Origin of the sequence: Rhodopirellula bahusiensis, from assembly GCF_002727185.1 — a bacterium.
GTDB lineage: Bacteria > Planctomycetota > Planctomycetia > Pirellulales > Pirellulaceae > Rhodopirellula > Rhodopirellula bahusiensis.
The window spans coordinates 35723-53869 of the sequence record NZ_NIZW01000003.1; the positions used below are offsets into that span (position 1 = coordinate 35723).

An 18147-nucleotide genomic window follows, 5' to 3' on the forward strand; every position below is an offset into this window, starting at 1 on the left:
CTCGCCAGCAAAGTCGCCCTGTTTTCAATCGGGTTGCAGAACCGTGAAGAACGAGGCAATCGGCGTGTTCGTTACCTCGGGGACAAGCGATTCATTCCGGTCCGCAATTTCATTCCAGATCGGTGAGACTTTGTTCATCGAGTCCGGTGACAATCTGCCGGGCAAAGCCAATCCGGAGTGGTCGGCAGATGCTGATCGGATATCTTGTCGGGATCATGCATTCCAACGACGAATTCGAATCGCCGCACGACGACCTGAGCGACACGCTGGAAGATGAGTTCGATGTGGACTCGTCGGACATCGAGGATGTCGTGTCGGAGGACTCGTCGCTGCCGAGCGATGCGTTGTCAGGTCGACGAATGTTGATCGTCGGGCGATTGGGTGGCATGAATCGCCGCGAAGCCACGAACCTGCTTCGATCCTATGGTGCGGTCGTGGTCGAAAGTGAAGCGTCATCGGTCGACTGCATCGTGGTCGGCGCGGAAGAATCTCCGCTGGCCGAAGCCGAGTTGATCGAGAAGGCAACCGAGCGAAGGGGAGATGATTCCGACGTGCAGATTTTGCACGAAACCGATTTGTGGCAACAGCTCGGATTGGTCGACGCGGAACAGTCGATTCGCAAGCTTCACACACCCGCCATGCTGGCCCATTTGTTGGGCGTGTCCGTGCGAGTCATCCGGCGTTGGCATCGTCGTGGGTTGATTCAACCGGTGCGAACGTTGCACAAGTTGCCGTACTTTGATTTTCAAGAGGTGGCGACGGCGAGACGTCTGGCCGCGTGGGTCGCGTCCGGGGCCAGCCCCGAGGCGATCGAACGCCGCATCATGCAGTGGGTCGAAGTCGTTCCGAACCTGCGACGTCCGTTGGATCAGTTGTCGATTTTGGTCGAAGGCAAGCACGTCTTGCTTCGACAGGGCGAAGGACTGATCGAACCCGGCGGTCAGTTGCGATTCGACTTTGATGCGTTGGAAGACACCGACTCCGCAGCTGACGACTCCGAGTCGGACACACCCATCCTGCAGTTTTCGCGACCAGATGATTCTTTGGCGGATGAGTTTGGAATCACATCGTCGGGTGCGTTCCCAAACTCGATCACGGTTCCGGGAGCCACTGAGATTGCGGGAACGACGAATCCGGATTCGATGCAGTTTCCTCCAGCGGATGAGATGGCCGAGGAAGAAGACGACCTGCTGATGTCGGCTTACCAAGCCGAGGATTCGGGCGAGTTGGAAACCGCGATTGATTGCTATCACGCGGTGCTGGCTCGCGACGGGGCTCGGTCGGACATTCATTTTCAGATCGGTGAATTGCTGTATCGAATCGGCGAAACGATCGCTGCGAGAGAGCGGTACTACGCGGCGCTCGAGGTCGACCCGGATTTTGTGGAGGCTCGGTCCAGCCTGGCGGGCGTGTTGGCTGAAACGGGCCAGCCCGAACTGGCCGTCGCGGCGTATCGCGGGGCATTGGCGTTGCACGACGACTACCCCGACGTGCACTATAACCTTGCCCGCATCCTGGAAGATCTGCATCGCAGCGTCGAGGCGGAGCACCATTGGCGGCGATTCCTGCAGCTTTCGCCAGGCAGCCCTTGGGCGGACGAGGCCCACGCACGATTGGAAGAATTGCGACAAACGGAACAATCTGATTTCTGAATGGGTGGCGAAACCCGTTTTGAGGCCTTTCTAGCCTCAGAAAGCTGGTCCGAAGAAAGGTGAATCCGCGGTGGGACGGATTAGAATGGGGACGCTTCTCGTTCGTCATCCTCGCCAACCCTCGGATTTCCCGAATGGCTGACCGCTTTTTCAGTCGCCTCCTCGCCGTCCTTTTTGTCGCCTGCTGGATTTTCGCGAGTTCGGGCGAGCATGGCGTTGTCGCTCAAGAGACCGGGGCCGATGCGGAGGAACAGGATCAGTTGCCACCCGACCCAGCGGTCGAGCAATTGAAGTTGAAAGCCAGCGGCGGACCCGAGGCACTCGGACGCAGCGTGAACGCTTTGGCACGAGTTCAGGCTTGGTCGGCGGTCAACGAACTTTTGCAACCGCTCGCCACCAGCGCCCCCGCGGCGGACCGAGCCGCACTGATCGCTTCACAGATCAGCACGGATCAACGGATTCGAATTTCGTCGGCGGTGGATGTCTCGGACGAAGCCAAGTCGGCGCTTGACGCCATCTTTGACGCTCGAGCCAAAACGCTTCGCGACCCGAGCCGTTTGCAAGCCGCGATCAAGCAACTGACCTCTTCCAAAGATGACGACAAGCTCGCCGCCTATCGAACATTGTTTCGTGGAGGTGAGTACGCTTCGGCGGCGTTGATTGGCGACATCGTCCGGACGAGCGATCTGGATCAGCGTCGTGAAGATTTGCGAGTCCTGTTGAAGATTGATCGGAAAGCTGGAATCGCTGGGCTGCGTCGCGTTGCGTTGTACGGAACCGATTCGGCGAGAGGCAAGGCACTCGACGCCCTGGCGATGCTGGGCTCGGACGAAGTGCAAGTCGACTTGCTCACGCGTCGGTTGGAGGCCTCTTCGGATTCAGTCTCAAGAGAGCCCGCGTTGAAGATCATGCGATTGGCTCTTCAGGATGCCATGAACGAAGCTGTCGCGAGCCAACATGATTTTGGTGATGTCTCGGTTTGGGCCATCAATCCAAAACGCGACGGAGTGGTCCCAACTCAAGCCGCGACCTGGGTGGTCTCGTTCCGAAATGCGGCCGATGCGGCATCACGATTGAGCCGGGTCGGTGACGATGATCCGAGCAGCATGGTTCAGCAATTGACCGCACAGTTGGCGTACCGAGTCGCGAATGATCCGGATTGGGGAGATGCGAAGAATCGCGATCAGTTCATCCAAGGATTTTTCGGAACGGCTTCGGCGGAAGAAGTTTTGGCCGCCTGGGCATTACCGGTGCTGTCGAACAGTGTCGCGTCGGAAAACGATCCTGCTGCGGTTGGTGTGCTGCGATTGATCGATGGCGAAATCAGTCGCGGCTTGGCCGCGTCGTTGTTGCGACAAGGTGCCGATGCGAGTGTCTTGGTCGAGACCGTGGATCATCCCAACGCGACCGTTCGTTACGAAGCCGCGGCCACGATCGCTCGCTTGATGCAATCCGATCCCAAACTGACTTTCGCGGGCATGTCACGCGTTCAAGATCGTTGGCAGCAAATGGCAACGCTGGGTGAAAAAGGTGTCGCGATCATTTTGGAAAACCGGCCCGAGATCATTTCGTCGTGGCAGCGAATCATGGCCGGAGCGGGTTTCGAACCGCAAATCACCTACTCGGTCGCCGCTCTCGAACGCAGGCTTTCACTCGGCGATGACGTGCGATTGATTGTTTCGAAGGAGCAACCGCGTGATGCGTCCGCGATCGAGATGATCGATGTTGTCCGGCGGATGCGAGTGGGACGTGACGTTCCGTTGCTGATCTATTCGCCCGCGCCCATCATCGAAAAGCCCGAATTGATTGAAGATGAAATCGATCGACGCACCGAGGCGCAGAAAGAGTTTGATGCCAATTTGCCCGATCAATTTGGTGTCCGTGGCGGGATCGATTCGCTCGATATCGCCATCGAACGCAGTTTGATTCATGGAGCAGTGGACCGCGATTGGACCAAACGCCGAACATTGGATCTGCAACTGATTGGACAAACACGCTGGGGCGATGAGTCCTTGAAAGCCGGCGTGATTCGATCGATGCCGCGACCAAGGTCTGCCGCTGGGTTGTACGAAATCCTGTTGGACAGTCGCCGACGCGCTCATTTGCCGACGTTGTCGCCAAGTGACCGGATGCGTTACCGCATGTTGGCTCTCGACGCGATCGCCGCATCCACCGAAGAGTGAGGTATCACTCTTCGAATGTTCTCAATGCAGTAGAGCTGGAATGGATGGGGACAACGGTGAGCCGTGTGGGAGTGCGCGTGTAGGTACCGCGGCCAACGCCGTGCGGCTGATATGCCGACGAATCTTTTTGCCTGCTCAAACGGTGTCGCGTAGCCGCGAGGTGAAATCGGGGAAGGCGGCTCGGACTCGCGTCCAGTTTGGAATGGAAGGGTTACCGCTGGGATCTGCTGCGAAGATTTCACCGGCCTGCGTGACGCACTGAGCGAACGCTTCGATGGCCATTTCTTCCGAGTGCCGGTCGTAGTTGAGCGAGTTGACTCGCGCGTCGGCGGCGTACTGGCGAATGCAGTCTTGAGCGATTCGCAAGAACGAAGCTCGCAACGTGACAAAGGTGGACTCTCCGAACACGATGCCTTGGCTGGCCAACGTTCGGTAGATCGTTGTCAGGATGTCGAGTGCCATCTTGATCAGGCCGCTGGAGGGTTGGTCCACCGCGAGAGTTTGGTGTTTGTGCTCGTAGAGCCGAGCCAAGTCGACTTGGCAAACCCGTTTGTGCGATGTGTTTCGGTAAACGTCCGCGAGCGTGCCGACTTCCAAGCCCCAATCACTGGCGACTCGGTTGGTGCGGGCCAGGTTGCGTGTCAGCGAGAACTCGCCCGAGAGCGGGTAGCGGAAGTTGCCCAGGAAGCGGACGAATTGATTGTCGGGGAAGCACTGCATCAGAGCTCGCAGCAGCGGCGCGACCAGCAATCGAACGACGCGGCCGTGCATACGGTCCGTGACGCGGGCGTAGTAGGCTTTGCAGAATTCAAAGTCCAACCCTGGGTGAACCATCGGCAAACACAACCGCGAAAGCAGTTGGCGGTCGTAGTCGACAATGTCGCAGTCATGCAGCACGAACGTTTCAATGTTCGGATCGTCCAACAGATACCCAAAGGCGGTCCAAACGCTGCGGCCTTTCCCGGGCACGGAGACATCGATGCCCGAGTCGATCAGCTCGTTGTAGAGGCCTTGGACCTCGGGACCATCAGTCCAGAGAACTTTGGCTCGGTCGCCCAAAGGAGCAATTTTGGCACATGTTTCGTCGTAATCGCTTTGGTCAGGGGCCACGCCAAGACTGACGACGATCGACGCGATGTAGTCGGCTTGAGCCAGTTCTCGGACGATCACGTCGAAGGGTTCGGCTCGCATGTCCGAAGCGGTGACCGGCAACACGAGTCCAATGTCATGATTTTCGGTTGATTCGCGAAGCATCGACTCCAGGTTGTCCAATTTGGCCGACCGAAGATCGTGGATCGTCGTGATCATGTCGTGTTGATAAAAGTCTGGCATGCCAACCTTTTCCGTCGTCGAGAGGCGTGTGTCTCCGGCACCAATGCCGTGAACTCAGCAGTTTGATCGAATGTCATCGAATCGGCAACGAGTGCAAAATATGCATAGTCCGCGTGGATTGCTGGTGCCGAATGGTCGGATTTTTAGGTCTATGGATCTTGGAAACCTGAAAGAATGGGGGGGGAACTCATTCGTGTCTGGATATGCACTGTACGTTTGAATGTCTCCGTATCTAAATGGGGAAGTGCCCCCTCAATCGTGTGGTGTCTTAGTCAGCAATGCTCACCTCGGATCTCATCGCAATCAGTGTTTCGACGCTGTCGCCTTCATCGGCGATTGGTGCGGATCTGTATTGCCGTGTCGGATCCACGGAAGAGGTGAAGCTTTATCGGGGAGCCAACTACCCGATGAAGCCGGAGGACTTGAACAAACTGAAGTCCCGCGGCGTGACCAAACTGTTCATCGAACGGGAAGGTCGATCCAGCTACCAGGAATATCTGCGTGATATGGCGGCGGGAAATGGCGATGAGTCAGCCACCAATTCCCAGCGATCCGCGGCACTGAACGAAGTTGTGTTGGATGTGTTGCAAGGCAGTTTTGCTAACAACAATGAAGATGAGACGGTCAACGCCGCCAGTGAACTAGGTGGAATCGCTGCGAGCTTGGTTTCGCGAGAAGACTTCGCGGCGGGCGATTTGTTCCGTGTCTTGAATCATGACTATGCGACCTTCACTCACAGTGCCAACGTGGCATTGTATGCCGGCATGTTGGCCAATGCGTTGGGGATGACCGAACGCGAAGTGGAATTGGTTGTTGCCGGCGGGTTGCTTCACGATCTGGGCAAGCTTGAGATCCCCGATCAGATTCTGACCAAACCTGGACGGCTGGACGAAGACGAATTTGCACTGATCAAGAAGCATCCCGGTGATGGGTTCAAGCAACTGGCACTACGGGATGACCTGACGTTTGGTCAATTGATGATGGTGTATCAACACCACGAAAGAATGGATGGCGGTGGCTATCCCGTTGGGACGGTTGGCGACGACATTCACCCCTGGGGACGTCTGTGCGCTGTGGTTGATATCTACGAAGCCGTGACGAGCCAACGACCTTACCGAACACCAATGTCACGCGAAGATGCGTGTAACCTGATTCGTCGCGAAAGCGGCAAAGCCCTCGACCCGGAGATGGTGGAATGCTGGATTTCGATTATCCACAGCACTATGCCGAAGTAGTCAGGGCCACGAACTGGAAGATCGATCTTCCGGAAGCTTGGGACGACTACTTTCATGAGTCCGGTGTGGCACCGGTGAACTACTGCGATCAGCGGCAGGCTCAACGTCGAATCGTACGCACGTGCGGGCTGATGTACTTTGAAAAAGCACTGCCAAGTTTCCCTCGGGCATTTCACGCTGTCGGAATATTCACCCGGGACTTTTCGAAAAACGCCTGCGGGATTCTCTCTCCCGTGGAGTTGTATCCGGAGGAAGAAGTTCGGCTGATTCTGCCGACGTTTTGGTTGCAACTGCGAGTGGTTCGGGCTTACCGGCACCAAGCCAAATGCTTCGAGATTGGCATGAGGCTGCTGCATCGAAACAGCCCTTCACGGGACGCCTTTGTCGTCGGCGGTCGTTTCGCCGAAGTGGAAAACGCCTGAGTTGTTTTGATCCGACACGGCGCCCGCGTTGGTTGTATGTTTCGCGACGCAGAGCCTGCGTTGGTTACTCATTTTGCGACGCAGAGCCTGCGTCGCCTACGACATCCGCCGGACTTGGAAGTCCGGCGTACTTAAGTGCCGTTGGTCGAAAGTCGAACTAGGACTTGGTTCGTTCGCCGGTCCACCAAGACGATGAACTGTCGGAAGACCCGTCGGGTTTCGATCGAGTTGCCTCGTCGTGAACCAGGTGGCCGATTTCTTCCGCTTCGCTGACAACCGCTTGCATTTCGCGGTCCTCTTCGTCCAACCATTGGTTGCGTGCGGCCTCCGCGTTTGCTTCATCGGCATCGATACGGCCGTCGGCGGGTTCGCGTTGGAACCAGGCCCATCCGATAGCGTCGGGCGAGGTGACTTCCTCGACAATATCGACCTTGGGTTCCGGTCGTCGAATCGGTCGTTCGATGACAAACTCTGGGCGACGAACGCGACGGCGTTGCCGGGCCACGTCTTGGAATTTGTAGCGGAACTTTGATTTTGGTTTGACCGGACGGCGATCTTCCACAACCAGTTCGATTGGCTTGGGAGCTGGTTTGACGATCGGCGGAGCAACCACCACGACGGGTTCCGGTTTGGGTGCCTCGATGACAATCGGGAGCGGTTCAGGAACGGGTTCTGGCTCAGGTTCCGCAACCGGTTCTTCGATTTCCAATTCGGGTTCTTCTTCGACGTATTCTTCGTCGTAGACGTACTCTTCCTCTTCGTAAACTTCTTCCACTGGCGGCGAAAGAATGTGAGCGCGACCGGGAGTTCCCTGGGCGGGCATCTGACGCACTTCGACGCCGATCCCGTGGAAGATGTCAACGATGTGGTCGTGGCAGGTGAACATCATGACTTGATGTCCAAGTTCTGCGAACGTTTTCAACGTGCGAGCCGCGTGTTCGGCACGTGAGCCGTCGAAGTTGACCAGCACATCGTCGAGAACCAATGGCAACATCACACCACGGCGAGCGTAGGCTGCCGCGAGCGATAAACGCAGTGCGATGAAGACGGCTTCTCCGGTACCACGACTGAGGACTTCCAGTGGTAGTGCTTTGCCCTCGGCGTCGTCAATCTTCAGTTGGTTCGATCCCAGCGGCGTCCAAATGCGAACGTACTTGCCAGCGGTCAACTGGTTCAGGAATGACGAGGCTTCGCGAAGCGTTTCGGGTTGTCGCTCGTTCTCGACCGTTCCGCAGACGTCTTCCAGCAAGCAACTGGCCATTGAAAGCGTTTGCCAGCGACGGGACAGTTGATTGAGTTGTCGTTCGACGCAGCCCAGTTCCAACCGGGCGGTCATCAATCGATCGTCGTCGCCGAGTTGCTTCATCGACTGAGCCAATTCGCCTTGCGCGGTTTGCAGTGTGGCAATGCGAGCTTCGGTCTCGGTCATCCGGGTTGTCAGAGAATCCCAACGACGTTCCAAATCGGTCGATTTGGCACCCTCGATTTCGCGAGCGACATCGTCGTATTCGACACTGTTGCCGATCATCGAACGGACTTGTTGATCAATCGATTCGAACTGGGCGTTGTGTTCGACCAGCAATGATTTGCGATCGACGATTTCGTAGAACTGTTCGGGAGTCGCGACACCACACTTGGCCCACAACGCGCGACGTTGCTGTTCGGCTCGCTCGATCGCTCGCGAATGAGTGAGTTGTTGCTTCTTCAGTTGCACGTCGTGCTCTTTGAGCTGGCGACGTTGCTTGACCCAATGTTGCTGACGAGCAACCTCTTCGTGCAGGTGGTTGAGTTGATCCAAAGGATTGGACCGCATCGTCACCGGACGTTTGCTGCGATTGTTTTCTGATTCGCTGGAACGATTGTCGTCCCGGCGGTCACGATTTCGATTGCGTTTGTCGCCTCGGTTCTTCTTTTGGTTCTTTCGTTGCGAGCGAGCGTACGATTCGCTGTAGTCGTCTTCTTCGACGTCTTCGTACTCATTCGACTCGTAGCCGTCCGAATACTCGTTGTCGTATTCGTTCGATTTGGCTGACGTTTCGTATTCATCGTTGCCTTCGAGAGCTTGCAAGGCATCGTCCGAGGCGTCGATTGCTTCGAGGTAGAGCGTCTCGATTCGCTTGGCGAGCGATTGGCGTTCTCGTTGACGTTGGCCGCGTTCGTCTTTCAGTTCGGTCAAACGACGCATGCTGGTTTGCAGTGCTTCGTAGCCATCGCCGAGAACACGAACGCTCTTGGGTGACAACGTTGTCGACAATCCCAGACGATCGAGTGTTGCAGTCCATTCTTTGCGTGCGGTCTTGAGGCCTTCGGCGGCTTTCTGAGCTCGCTTGTAGGCACCTTGGTAGGACTGCGAAGCTGCTTCATGAGCGTGATGCAGCGGCATCGCTTCGTCGAGCTCTACCAGCAAGGACTCCGATTCTCGCAGGCGGCCTTCGAGCGATTCGCTGCTGACGGGCAGCGATGAGTCCAAGTCCTCTCGTTCAGATTCGATTTCGCGAAGCTGACGTTTGACCGAGTCGATCTGGCGTTCGCAATCATCCAGGTCGCGCGCCGTGTTGCGTTGGCCTTTTTCGCGAGAAAGGTAGTAGACCAGCAAAGCCATCGCACCAAACATGATGCACAACATGCCCTGCGTCGGATTGGGCTCCGCCACAAACGTCTCAATTCGAAAGACGTTGAACATGCCGTAGAGCAGCAACATGCCGCCGGCGATGAACGGCAGCGACAGCAACCACAAGCGATCGATCGGCACGGCTTCGTCGGTGGTCAACTCCACCGATTCGCGTTCGAGATCTTTGTGGTGACGTTTCAATTTCTCGAGGTGCTGGCCGAGCTGGATGCGCTGACGCAACGTGGAGATGTTGTCGTTTTCGCGGCGGATGGCTTGTTGCAGATCCGTCGCGTGTGCTCGCTGGAGAACTTCCTGCAATTGATCTTGGAGTTTCTCTTTGCGAACCTTGTGAGTCTTGCCTTCGGCGCGAGCCTGTTTGAGCAAGAACATTTGCTCTTTGACATGCTTGGCCGGTGCCGACAGAGCGGACAGCGTCGATCGAGACAGGTCAGGCAGATCGCCGTCGTCGCCATCGCCCAGGCGGACTCGCTCGTCTTCTTCGATGCCCAATCGATCCGCATCGGCATCGACTTGGTTGCGAGCCTTTTCGATTTGATTTTCGAGCCGATCGATCTGTTCTTCGAGGGCTTCGATCCAGGTCGCTTGTTGCGAAGCGGCTTCAATGCGGCCTTGCAGATCGAACAAACGTTTGTTGATCGGAAGTTGTTCGGACTTATCTCGTAAACCGCGACGCTTGGTTTTGATCTCTTCCATCTTGGTGCGACGCTCTTCCAGCATCGCTTCGATTTGGACGAGCTGACCAGGAGCTTCATCGGGCAACGCGGCTTCGCCTTCGATGGCGTCGATCTCTTCACGGATTTGATCGCGTTCTTGCCACTTGTCGTACACGCTGGTCGCGATCTCGACGCAGCGAGCTTCGCGTTCCCAGGCGATCATGCGGCCGCGAAGGGTTTCGATTTCTTGACTTTGCGTGCGGCGCTGAGTCGCCAATTCGCTCCACCGGCGCGTGCTGCCCGACAGTCGCTGGATCTCGTCACGCAACTTTTCGCGTTTCGTCATCATCGACGCGAGCTTGCCGATCGCAGCTTCGTTTTCGTCGGATTCCGTTTCTCGTTTGCCGACGACTTCGCTGCGTCCGGACCGGAGGCTGCGCAGCACATCGACCAGCGAAACGCGGTCCAAACCGCTGCTGAGTTTGTAGAGTTCATCCGCGGCGGAGGTGTCATCCAACGTCGACAACTCTTGCAATTCGCGAATGCCGATCGCGAAAACGTTGGTGAAGATCGGTTCGTCGATTTGTCCCAGCAACATTCCGAGTCGGTGCTGGCCTTGGGCCAAGCCGTCCGATCCGGTGACCGTCAAACGCCCGGTCACATCGGTGTCGGTCAGTTGGCTGTGCCGCCGGACTTCGTAGCCGCCACCGGGCCCAGTGACTCGAATCGCACCACCCGGAGTCCCGCCGTGAATGGGCGGCAAATATTTCTGGCGACGTTCTTCGGTGAAGCCATACAGCATCGCTCGCAAGAACTGCATGAGCGTCGTTTTGCCGGCTTCGTTGGGGCCGTAGAACAGCGTCATGCCTTCGGGCAAGGAGTCGACCGACAATCCGGTCCAGACGCCAAAACCGTCGATTTGGATGTCTTTGATCTTCATGATTTCCGTCCCCAAGAGGGTTTGCCACCGCGAAGCAATTCCACGCCCATCAAAGTGGCTTCGGCGAGGATCGTTTCGCGTTGGTCGGCGGGCACGTCACCCAACAAAGACGACGCGGTGCTGGACAGGTCCGAGTGTTCTTCCGTGAATGGCATCAGATCCAAGCGATCGCCGTTTGATGGCGAGGTCGATGCATCGTCGCTGGAGGTTGCCGTTCCGCGAACGCGAGCACCGGCGAATTTCTTGCTGGCTCGCAAGAAGTCGCCAAGGATCGTGTCTTCGTCTTGCCAGGACTTGGGATAGTTGTGCGGCGGACGTACGGTCAAACGAGTCGTCCAGGCCGCGGGATTGGTTGTGCCGTGGTCGCGACGCAGGTTGCGAAGCAGTTCCGTTGGATCGCCGACCGATGGCAATACTTCGGCGTTGTCCAAGGTGACTTCCCAAGAAATCAGCAGGTGTCGACCGCCGTGTTCGTTGGTCAGGGTGGCGATCTTTTGACCGAGCAGGTTGCGAAGGCTGCCGGCGGATCGAATTTCATCCGAATCGATCGCGACGTTCAGGTAGCGAAATCGATCCGTTTCGACTCGGCGAACGCGAGCGGTGTGTTCCGCGTCAACGTCGACGACGACGTAGCCGTGTGGTCCCGATTCGTCGCTGTTGCGACCTTGCGGTGATCCCGGGGCGAGAGCACCCGCGGTGGCGCCGCCTTCGATTTCGGTGTGGTTATGAGGTCCGCCGAGAGCCCAGTAGTCCATGCGGGCACCTGACAGGGCACTCGCGTCGGCGATCCCGTGTCCGATCCCGACGGTGAATTCGTCGGTGGTTTCGGTTTGGAATCCGGCGACGTGCAAAGTCGACCGGCCTTCGCTGCTGCGTCCGATTACCGAGCAAACCGTTCGCCCGGCTCGTTGATGTGGGATCGCGACGGCGCGGTCTCGAGGGAACAGCGTCACGTTGGGTGGCAACGGGACCGCTTCGGGCCATTGTTTTGGATCGTCTGCGATTCCGGCGGCCCAGTAGACCGCGGTGTCGGCGGCGTGCAGCTTTTCAAAGCCATCCAGCAGCAACGACATGCCGTGCGGCCCAGCCGCGACGGGGTGCATCAAGTCGCCGGATAAGACCAGAAAGTCGATGTTTTCGGCCAAAGCGGCTTCGAAGACCGCCGCCGCAGCATCCCGAGGAGCGGTCGCCATCGCATTCCGCAATTGAGGCGGCAGATGGTCGAGGTCACCCAGCGGGGTTTCCAGGTGAAAGTCGCTGGCATGAATGAATCGGAAAGATTCTCCGGGCATCGTTTCCTCCTTGAAACGGCGTTTTTCGGCCGCGCAAACCAATCCTGGTCCTGCGCTCGCGTGAAACTGTAGCGAAACATCGAAGATCCTGCAAAATCAATTTGCGGGAAACTCGCGGAATCCGGCGATCGGCATTTCGACCGAATACAGCGACTTTCTCGCTGTGGCGTACATCGTTTTGAATTCCGGACCGCCAAAGGTCACGTTTGCGGGGATCTCGGGAAACGCGACGATGCCGCGTGATTCACCCTCGGGCGAAAAAATCTGGATGCCCAAATGGGTCGTGATGTAGAGGTTGCCTTCGACGTCGATGGCCATCCCGTCGCCGCCACGCGAGGTTTCGCCTTCGACTTGCTTGACCGTGCAGAGCACTCGCGGTTCACCGATTTTGCCAGGCCCCAAAACGTCGTAGGCCAACATCTCGGCTTGCATCGACGGGATCACGTACAGCGTCTTTCCATCGGGCGACAATCCGATTCCGTTGGGTGCCTCGATGTCACCGGTCAGGCGAGTGACCTTCGGATCGGTCTCAAAATTCGCGAGGTAGTAAACGCAGCGTTCAGTTTGTGGCCAAGGTTCAGGGGCTCGGTATTGCGGGTCGGTGAAATACAAACCGCCATGGTTGTCGACGACCAGATCGTTGCAGGCGTTGAAACGTTTGCCGTTGAATGAATCCGCCAGCACGATTCGTTTGGGAGAGTCACCGGACAGGTCGTGCATGACAACAGCCCCATCCATTTCGCACGCGAGTAGTTTGGTGTCCGACAAAGGCCACAATCCGTTGGAGTGGTTGGATTGATCGGTCAGCAGCGACAGCTCGCCGTCTTTGGAAAGGCGATGAATCGCGGTGTTGGGTATGTCGGTGAAGTAAAGCGTGCCGTCGTCGGTGGCGGCGGGCCCTTCGGTGAACTGGAATCCCGTGTGGACTTGTTGGACCGGACCGGTGGGCTGGATCGTTTGAGCTTGGGCGGTGGAGAGGATGCCAAACATCGAGACGAGCAAAGGGATGATTCGCGAATTCATGGAGGCTCATTCTTGGGGCGAGATGGGGAGGGAACGCCGCCATTGTAGATCAAGCCAAGATGGGAAAGCGAAGCAGAGTTCCATCGCGCCATTTCGAATCCATAACTTGTAGCTCGGTGGTCCCCCACCGAGTCGAGCATTCCAAAACCTGTAGCTCGGTGGTCCTCCACCGAGACGAGCACTGTGTCCGGCCTGGATGTTTTTGCACTCGGTTGTGGAGGTGTTCACGGTGGGGGACCACCGTGCTTCAGGTTTTTTGTGCGAGCGGTTGTTGCGAATCAGGTGCGCCGGCAGGTGCGGCGCATGTGATCGGCGGCGGCTTCGATGTGGTGCCTCTGGCGAACCGATTGTCGGCCGATTTCGCCCAGCCTTGCTCGTCGCTCGGGATCGTTCTTTAGGCTGATCAACTCATGAACGAGAGCGTCGGTGTCTTCCGGATGGAACAAAATGCCTCCGCCCGTGGAGTGGACCACTTCCGAGAACGCTCCGTGGTCAGGCTGCACAACGGGAATGCCGCATGCCATCGCTTCCAGTAGAAAAAGCCCCTTGGGGTCTTCGTACGGCGCCGGGACGCTGAGCACATCCATCTGCCGCAGCAAGTCAATCTTGGTCGCTTGATCGGGGCTGTCGTGGACCACAAATCGGTCCGACAGGCCCGCTTTTGCAACGCGAGACTGCAATTCGTGGAGGTAGGGGACATTGTGTTCACCCAGCCATCCGGCGGCGTGCAGCGTGACGTTGCCGTGTTCCGGCATGGCACCGATTCTCAAGAAAGCATCGACCAAGTGATGCAAGCCTTTCTCCGGTGCAAGCCTTGCCAAGTATCCGATGCGGAACTCGCCGTCCGGTTTGCTCGGAGTCGCGGTCGATTGCGTGTTCGATGAATCGGCGGAATCAAGATTCGCGAATGGAGCCATGTCAATCGACAGTGGATGAACATCAAATCGCTCGTGCGGGATGCCGAGGATGGCTCCCATCTTGTCGCGATAGAACTCGCTGTGCGTCACGAACACGTCGACTTGCTCGGACAATTGCGAACACAGCACGATCGCTTCTGACCGAGCATCGTTGGGCAAGTGATCCAGGAAGATGTCATCGCCTTGCAACGTGACGACCAAGCGAGTGTTGGGCAGGCGTCGACGAATCGTTGGGATCGCACCACCGATCAACAGGTTGCTGAAAATGATCGCGTCGGGCTGGATGTCTGTTTCCAACCAATCGACCAACCGGCCGACTTCTTCGAATTGTCGTCCGTGTTCGCCGCGAAGCATCGACAACGTCAGAGCACCGAGTTTGGCCGGGTCGGTTTTGACTGCTTTGCGAGTCAACATCCGGATCAGACCCGGGCGGTCCATCCAAGATCGTGTCCACCGCGGCAACCAACGCAGCCAAGGCATTTGCTGCAAGAGATAGACATGGACGCCGCCAAAGAAAACTCGGTCGGACGCGATGGTGGAATCATCGGTCCGGATCGGTGTGTACACCGGTTGAAGAAGAACGTCATCCCCACCGGCCAACAACGCTTTGGCGATCGCGTTGTCGTGCATGCAACTGCCGCAGTACATCCCTGCGGCACCGGCGGTCAGGAAGACAATTTTCAATCAACTGACTCAAAGTCTTCGAAGTCGTCCAGGTCGTCGTCCAATCCTTCTTCGTTGTCATCGCCGGCGGTGTTCAAACCAAACTCAGCACTGATCTCGTCATCAATTTCGATTTCGTAGTCGTCTTCGAGTTCTTCTTCGAAGTCGTCATCGAAATCGTCGTCGAAGTCATCTTCGTCGATGTCATCGAACTCATCCACGTCGTCATCGATGTCGTCGAGGTCATCGCCGATATCGGGGCTGTCGTCATCCGTGTTGTCGTCTTGGTCATCGGAGTCGTCGTCATCATCATCCGCCAACGTGGGGCTGGTGGCGGGAATTGCGATCGAGGTGGAGTGACCAGGAGTTGGTGCCACGCCTTGGGTCACCGAGGTGCCCGGCAACAGGGTGCCGGACATGAGAAGCGGATCGGTTGCATCGATTCCCAAATTCGCGGGAGCAACAGAATCAGCAACGGGGGCGGTCAGGGTGGCAGGCATGAACAGATTGGAAATGCGGGTGTGGAGGATGAATGCGTGAGAAACTGGGGGATTCTCGCAGTCCGCAACGGTTTGGTGAACCGTGGGGGTTTCAAGGATTCGATCGAGGATCGGGTCGACGCGGGGTCGATCATTTTGCTAACTGGCACAGCATTCACAAGCCGACAAGCCGGAATTGTTTTCGGAAATTCGCTGACAGAACCCGTTCTGAATCAGGTTTTCCGGTCAATGACGTTGTTTCGGCCCACTCAACACCGGGTGATCGACCGCCATGGATGGCACTTTCCAAAACGAATCCGCACAAAAATCATCGAATTCCAACGATGAGATTTCTTTGAGCGAACCCATTTCCCGTCGGGGGATCCTCGCGGCCGCAATGCTGCGAATGACCGCCGGAGTCGCCATTGTAGGTGCCGGGACCACTGGTTGCGCCTCGCGACGCTACGGGCATTTGCTCGCCAGCGACGACAAAGACATGGTCGGCAGCCACGAAGCGGGCGCCGCAACATGGAACCCGTTGGTGGACGAAGCGGTCGCGAAAATTTTGAGTCGTTGCCCGCCGCCCAACGAGTCGGTGATCTTTCCGGGGCAATTTGCCGACAACGGAACGCCAGCCCAAATGGCGAGCCATTTGCAGACTTCGCCCGAGTCGATGGTCGACCCCGCGACTGGCGAAGCCATCATCGGATCGCAAGTTTCGTTGCCGGGATCCGCTCCTTTGGTGCAGGGTCCGGCCAAGGTTTGCTTCATTGGCATCGAAAACAAAAGCGCCGAAGAACTGGTCGATTTCAAAGACCAACTGTACGAACGCATCGATTCGCAACTCAATTCGGGCAGCTCTTTCCGTAGCATCAGCCGCCGAATGGTCGATGCCGCGTTGATCGAAACTCGGATGCGTCCCGATTCGTTGTTCTTGCCACAGAACCGAGGTGCATTCGCCGCGGCATTAGGGCGGCAAGGCACCCCGGTCGATTACTTGCTGTACGCAACCATCACGTCCGGCACGACGGATCGAAACAAGTCGACTCAGCGGGACTACTTGCTGACGTTGGAAATGGTCAACTTGGAATCAGGCGACTACATCAAAGAGTCGTCGAAGATCCGCAAGGGCTATCACAACACGCGAGCGGGCAAGTGGTGGAACTTCGGTTTGTTCGACCAAGCCGACGGATGATCCCTGCGATCGTCTTTCGAACGCTTCCATTGATCGCCGCGTTGTTGACGACGACGCTGGCGGGATGCGCCGCAAAGCTTGCGCACATCGACACGGCTCGGAATGCATTTGCCTCCGGGGATCCGGACACGGCTCGCGAGGTTCTGTCAAAAGTCGCTGACGGCGGTGGGCGTTTCGCGACGCCGGCCAAGTTGGATTTGGCGATGGTCGATTTGGCCGTGGGCGATGCGACGTCCGCCGAGAAAACGCTGCGTGAACTTCGCGACGAATTTGATGCGTCGTTGAAGGTCGCGCCGTTGCACGAAGCGGCGGCGATGGTGACCGACGACACCGCGCGGAAGTTCCGTCCGGCGGGCTACGAGCAAGTCATGATCCGCACGATGTTGGCGATGTGTTCGCTGGTTCGCGATGGCGACGACGCGGAGAGCTACATCAACCAAGCTGCGATGTTGCAAGCGAAGCTGCAGCAGGAGCACGACGAGCGACGCAGCAGCGTGTTCGGCGAGGTCGCTGCGGACAAGCTGACGGCGAACCCGCATCAAGAGTTGGCGTTGGCTCCGTATCTGCGGGGCGTTTTGCGAGAAGAGAACTTGCACGATTTGGATGACGCCCGTCGCAACTATCAGTTGGTCAGTGCGATTCGCCCGAGCTTTCTGCCCGCGGCAGATGATTTGAAACGAGCGACCGAAGGTGTGCACAGCAAACCAGGCCACGGTGCTTTGTACGTGTTCTCATTGGTCGGTCGCGGACCGGTGTTGGAAGCCGTCGAGGCTCCGGCAACCACCGCTGCGATGACGGTCGCCAACGCGTTGATGTTGAATCAAGAGAACGAAGAAGACGACGTCGACACGCTGCCCAAGATCACTTCCGTGAAAGTGCCCAGTGTGATGATCCCGCCCAGCGATATCGCGGCGGTGACCGTTGCCAGCTACATCCCGACCGGGCCGAACACATTGCCGCTGTATGAACTGCACGGTGCGACTCAGCCACTGACGGACGTCGCCGGGATGGTGCAACAGCAAGTGGACGCGGAGATGCCATGGACGATCGCTCGCGGAATGATCCGGCAAGGCGGCAAAGAATTGGCGGTTGCCTCCGTGCGAAAAAACCTTGGATTGACTGGGCCAGCCGGAACGATGTTCCAATTCGCAACCTCGACGGCCTGGACCGCGACCGAAACTGCGGACACGCGTTGCTGGGGTTTGCTGCCGCGAGAGATCCAGGTCTTGCGCGCCGAATTGCCTGCGGGAGATCACACGGTCGAGTTCGCGCCGGTTCGCTACGACGGTCAGCCGATCGCGGCGCCCAGTCGCCTGCCGCTGCGAATTCACAATGCGAAGAACACTTACGTGTTGATCGTCGCTCCGACCCAGCAGATCTACGTCGTGACCGCGGCGACTCCGTGACGCAGGAGTCGAAACGAAGCAGAAATTCACGGCAGCTTCTGGCTCTGCACTCAGCCCGCCAATCTCGACTCTTTCCTGGGCTGCGACGATCGGGATTCTTTCGTTAAGTTGTGGGGACAATTG

General features: G+C 57.6%; 12 protein-coding genes. 6 read left to right on the forward strand and 6 right to left on the reverse strand.

What is annotated here, in order from left to right; translation table 11 throughout:
- Positions 1–188: 188 nt before the first annotated feature.
- Positions 189–1652: a tetratricopeptide repeat protein gene (locus tag CEE69_RS05585; protein ID WP_099259762.1), complete on the forward strand. Its 1464-nt coding sequence runs from the start codon at positions 189–191 to the stop codon at positions 1650–1652.
- Positions 1653–1786: 134 nt separating this feature from the next.
- Complete coding sequence (locus CEE69_RS05590; protein ID WP_233214885.1) at positions 1787–3835, forward strand: hypothetical protein; 2049 nt, start codon at positions 1787–1789, stop codon at positions 3833–3835.
- A 135-nt stretch (positions 3836–3970) separates the two neighbouring features.
- Here the strand turns inward: CEE69_RS05590 and CEE69_RS05595 are convergent, their stop codons facing one another.
- Complete coding sequence (locus tag CEE69_RS05595; protein ID WP_099259763.1) at positions 3971–5167, reverse strand: glycosyltransferase family protein; 1197 nt, start codon at positions 5165–5167, stop codon at positions 3971–3973.
- A gap of 278 nt (positions 5168–5445) precedes the next feature.
- Here CEE69_RS05595 and CEE69_RS05600 point away from each other — a divergent pair, with 278 nt between their 5' ends.
- The gene (locus tag CEE69_RS05600; RefSeq protein WP_099259764.1) at positions 5446–6402 is read left to right on the forward strand and encodes an HD-GYP domain-containing protein; all 957 of its coding nucleotides are present in this window, start codon (positions 5446–5448) and stop codon (positions 6400–6402) included.
- Positions 6363–6824, forward strand: coding sequence for a hypothetical protein (locus CEE69_RS05605; protein ID WP_233214886.1), 462 nt, complete (start codon positions 6363–6365; stop codon positions 6822–6824). The genes CEE69_RS05600 and CEE69_RS05605 overlap by 40 nt, the downstream gene beginning before the upstream one ends.
- Before the next feature lie 157 nt (positions 6825–6981).
- On the opposite strand, the gene CEE69_RS05610 is transcribed toward CEE69_RS05605, so the two are convergent.
- The 5 genes from CEE69_RS05610 to CEE69_RS05630 all read right to left on the reverse strand — a co-directional run bounded on the left by CEE69_RS05610 (position 6982) and on the right by CEE69_RS05630 (position 15444).
- Positions 6982–11049 (reverse strand): ATP-binding protein, encoded by a 4068-nt coding sequence (locus CEE69_RS05610; protein ID WP_099259765.1) that lies wholly within the window; start codon positions 11047–11049, stop codon positions 6982–6984.
- Entirely contained in the window at positions 11046–12383 is a 1338-nt protein-coding gene (locus tag CEE69_RS05615) for a metallophosphoesterase family protein (protein WP_199169801.1), read from the reverse strand. The genes CEE69_RS05610 and CEE69_RS05615 overlap by 4 nt, the downstream gene beginning before the upstream one ends.
- 54 nt (positions 12384–12437) lie before the next feature.
- Entirely contained in the window at positions 12438–13364 is a 927-nt protein-coding gene (locus CEE69_RS05620) for an SMP-30/gluconolactonase/LRE family protein (RefSeq protein WP_099259766.1), read from the reverse strand.
- Positions 13365–13642: 278 nt separating this feature from the next.
- Complete coding sequence (locus tag CEE69_RS05625; protein WP_099259767.1) at positions 13643–14965, reverse strand: glycosyltransferase family 4 protein; 1323 nt, start codon at positions 14963–14965, stop codon at positions 13643–13645.
- Complete coding sequence (locus CEE69_RS05630; protein WP_099259768.1) at positions 14962–15444, reverse strand: hypothetical protein; 483 nt, start codon at positions 15442–15444, stop codon at positions 14962–14964. The genes CEE69_RS05625 and CEE69_RS05630 overlap by 4 nt, the downstream gene beginning before the upstream one ends.
- A 271-nt stretch (positions 15445–15715) precedes the next feature.
- On the opposite strand from CEE69_RS05630, the gene CEE69_RS05635 reads away from it, so the two are divergent.
- Complete coding sequence (locus CEE69_RS05635; RefSeq protein ID WP_099259769.1) at positions 15716–16618, forward strand: penicillin-binding protein activator LpoB; 903 nt, start codon at positions 15716–15718, stop codon at positions 16616–16618.
- On the forward strand, positions 16615–18024 hold the full coding sequence (locus CEE69_RS05640) for a COG3014 family protein (RefSeq protein WP_099259770.1): 1410 nt from the start codon (positions 16615–16617) through the stop codon (positions 18022–18024). The genes CEE69_RS05635 and CEE69_RS05640 overlap by 4 nt, the downstream gene beginning before the upstream one ends.
- Positions 18025–18147 lie beyond the last annotated feature (123 nt).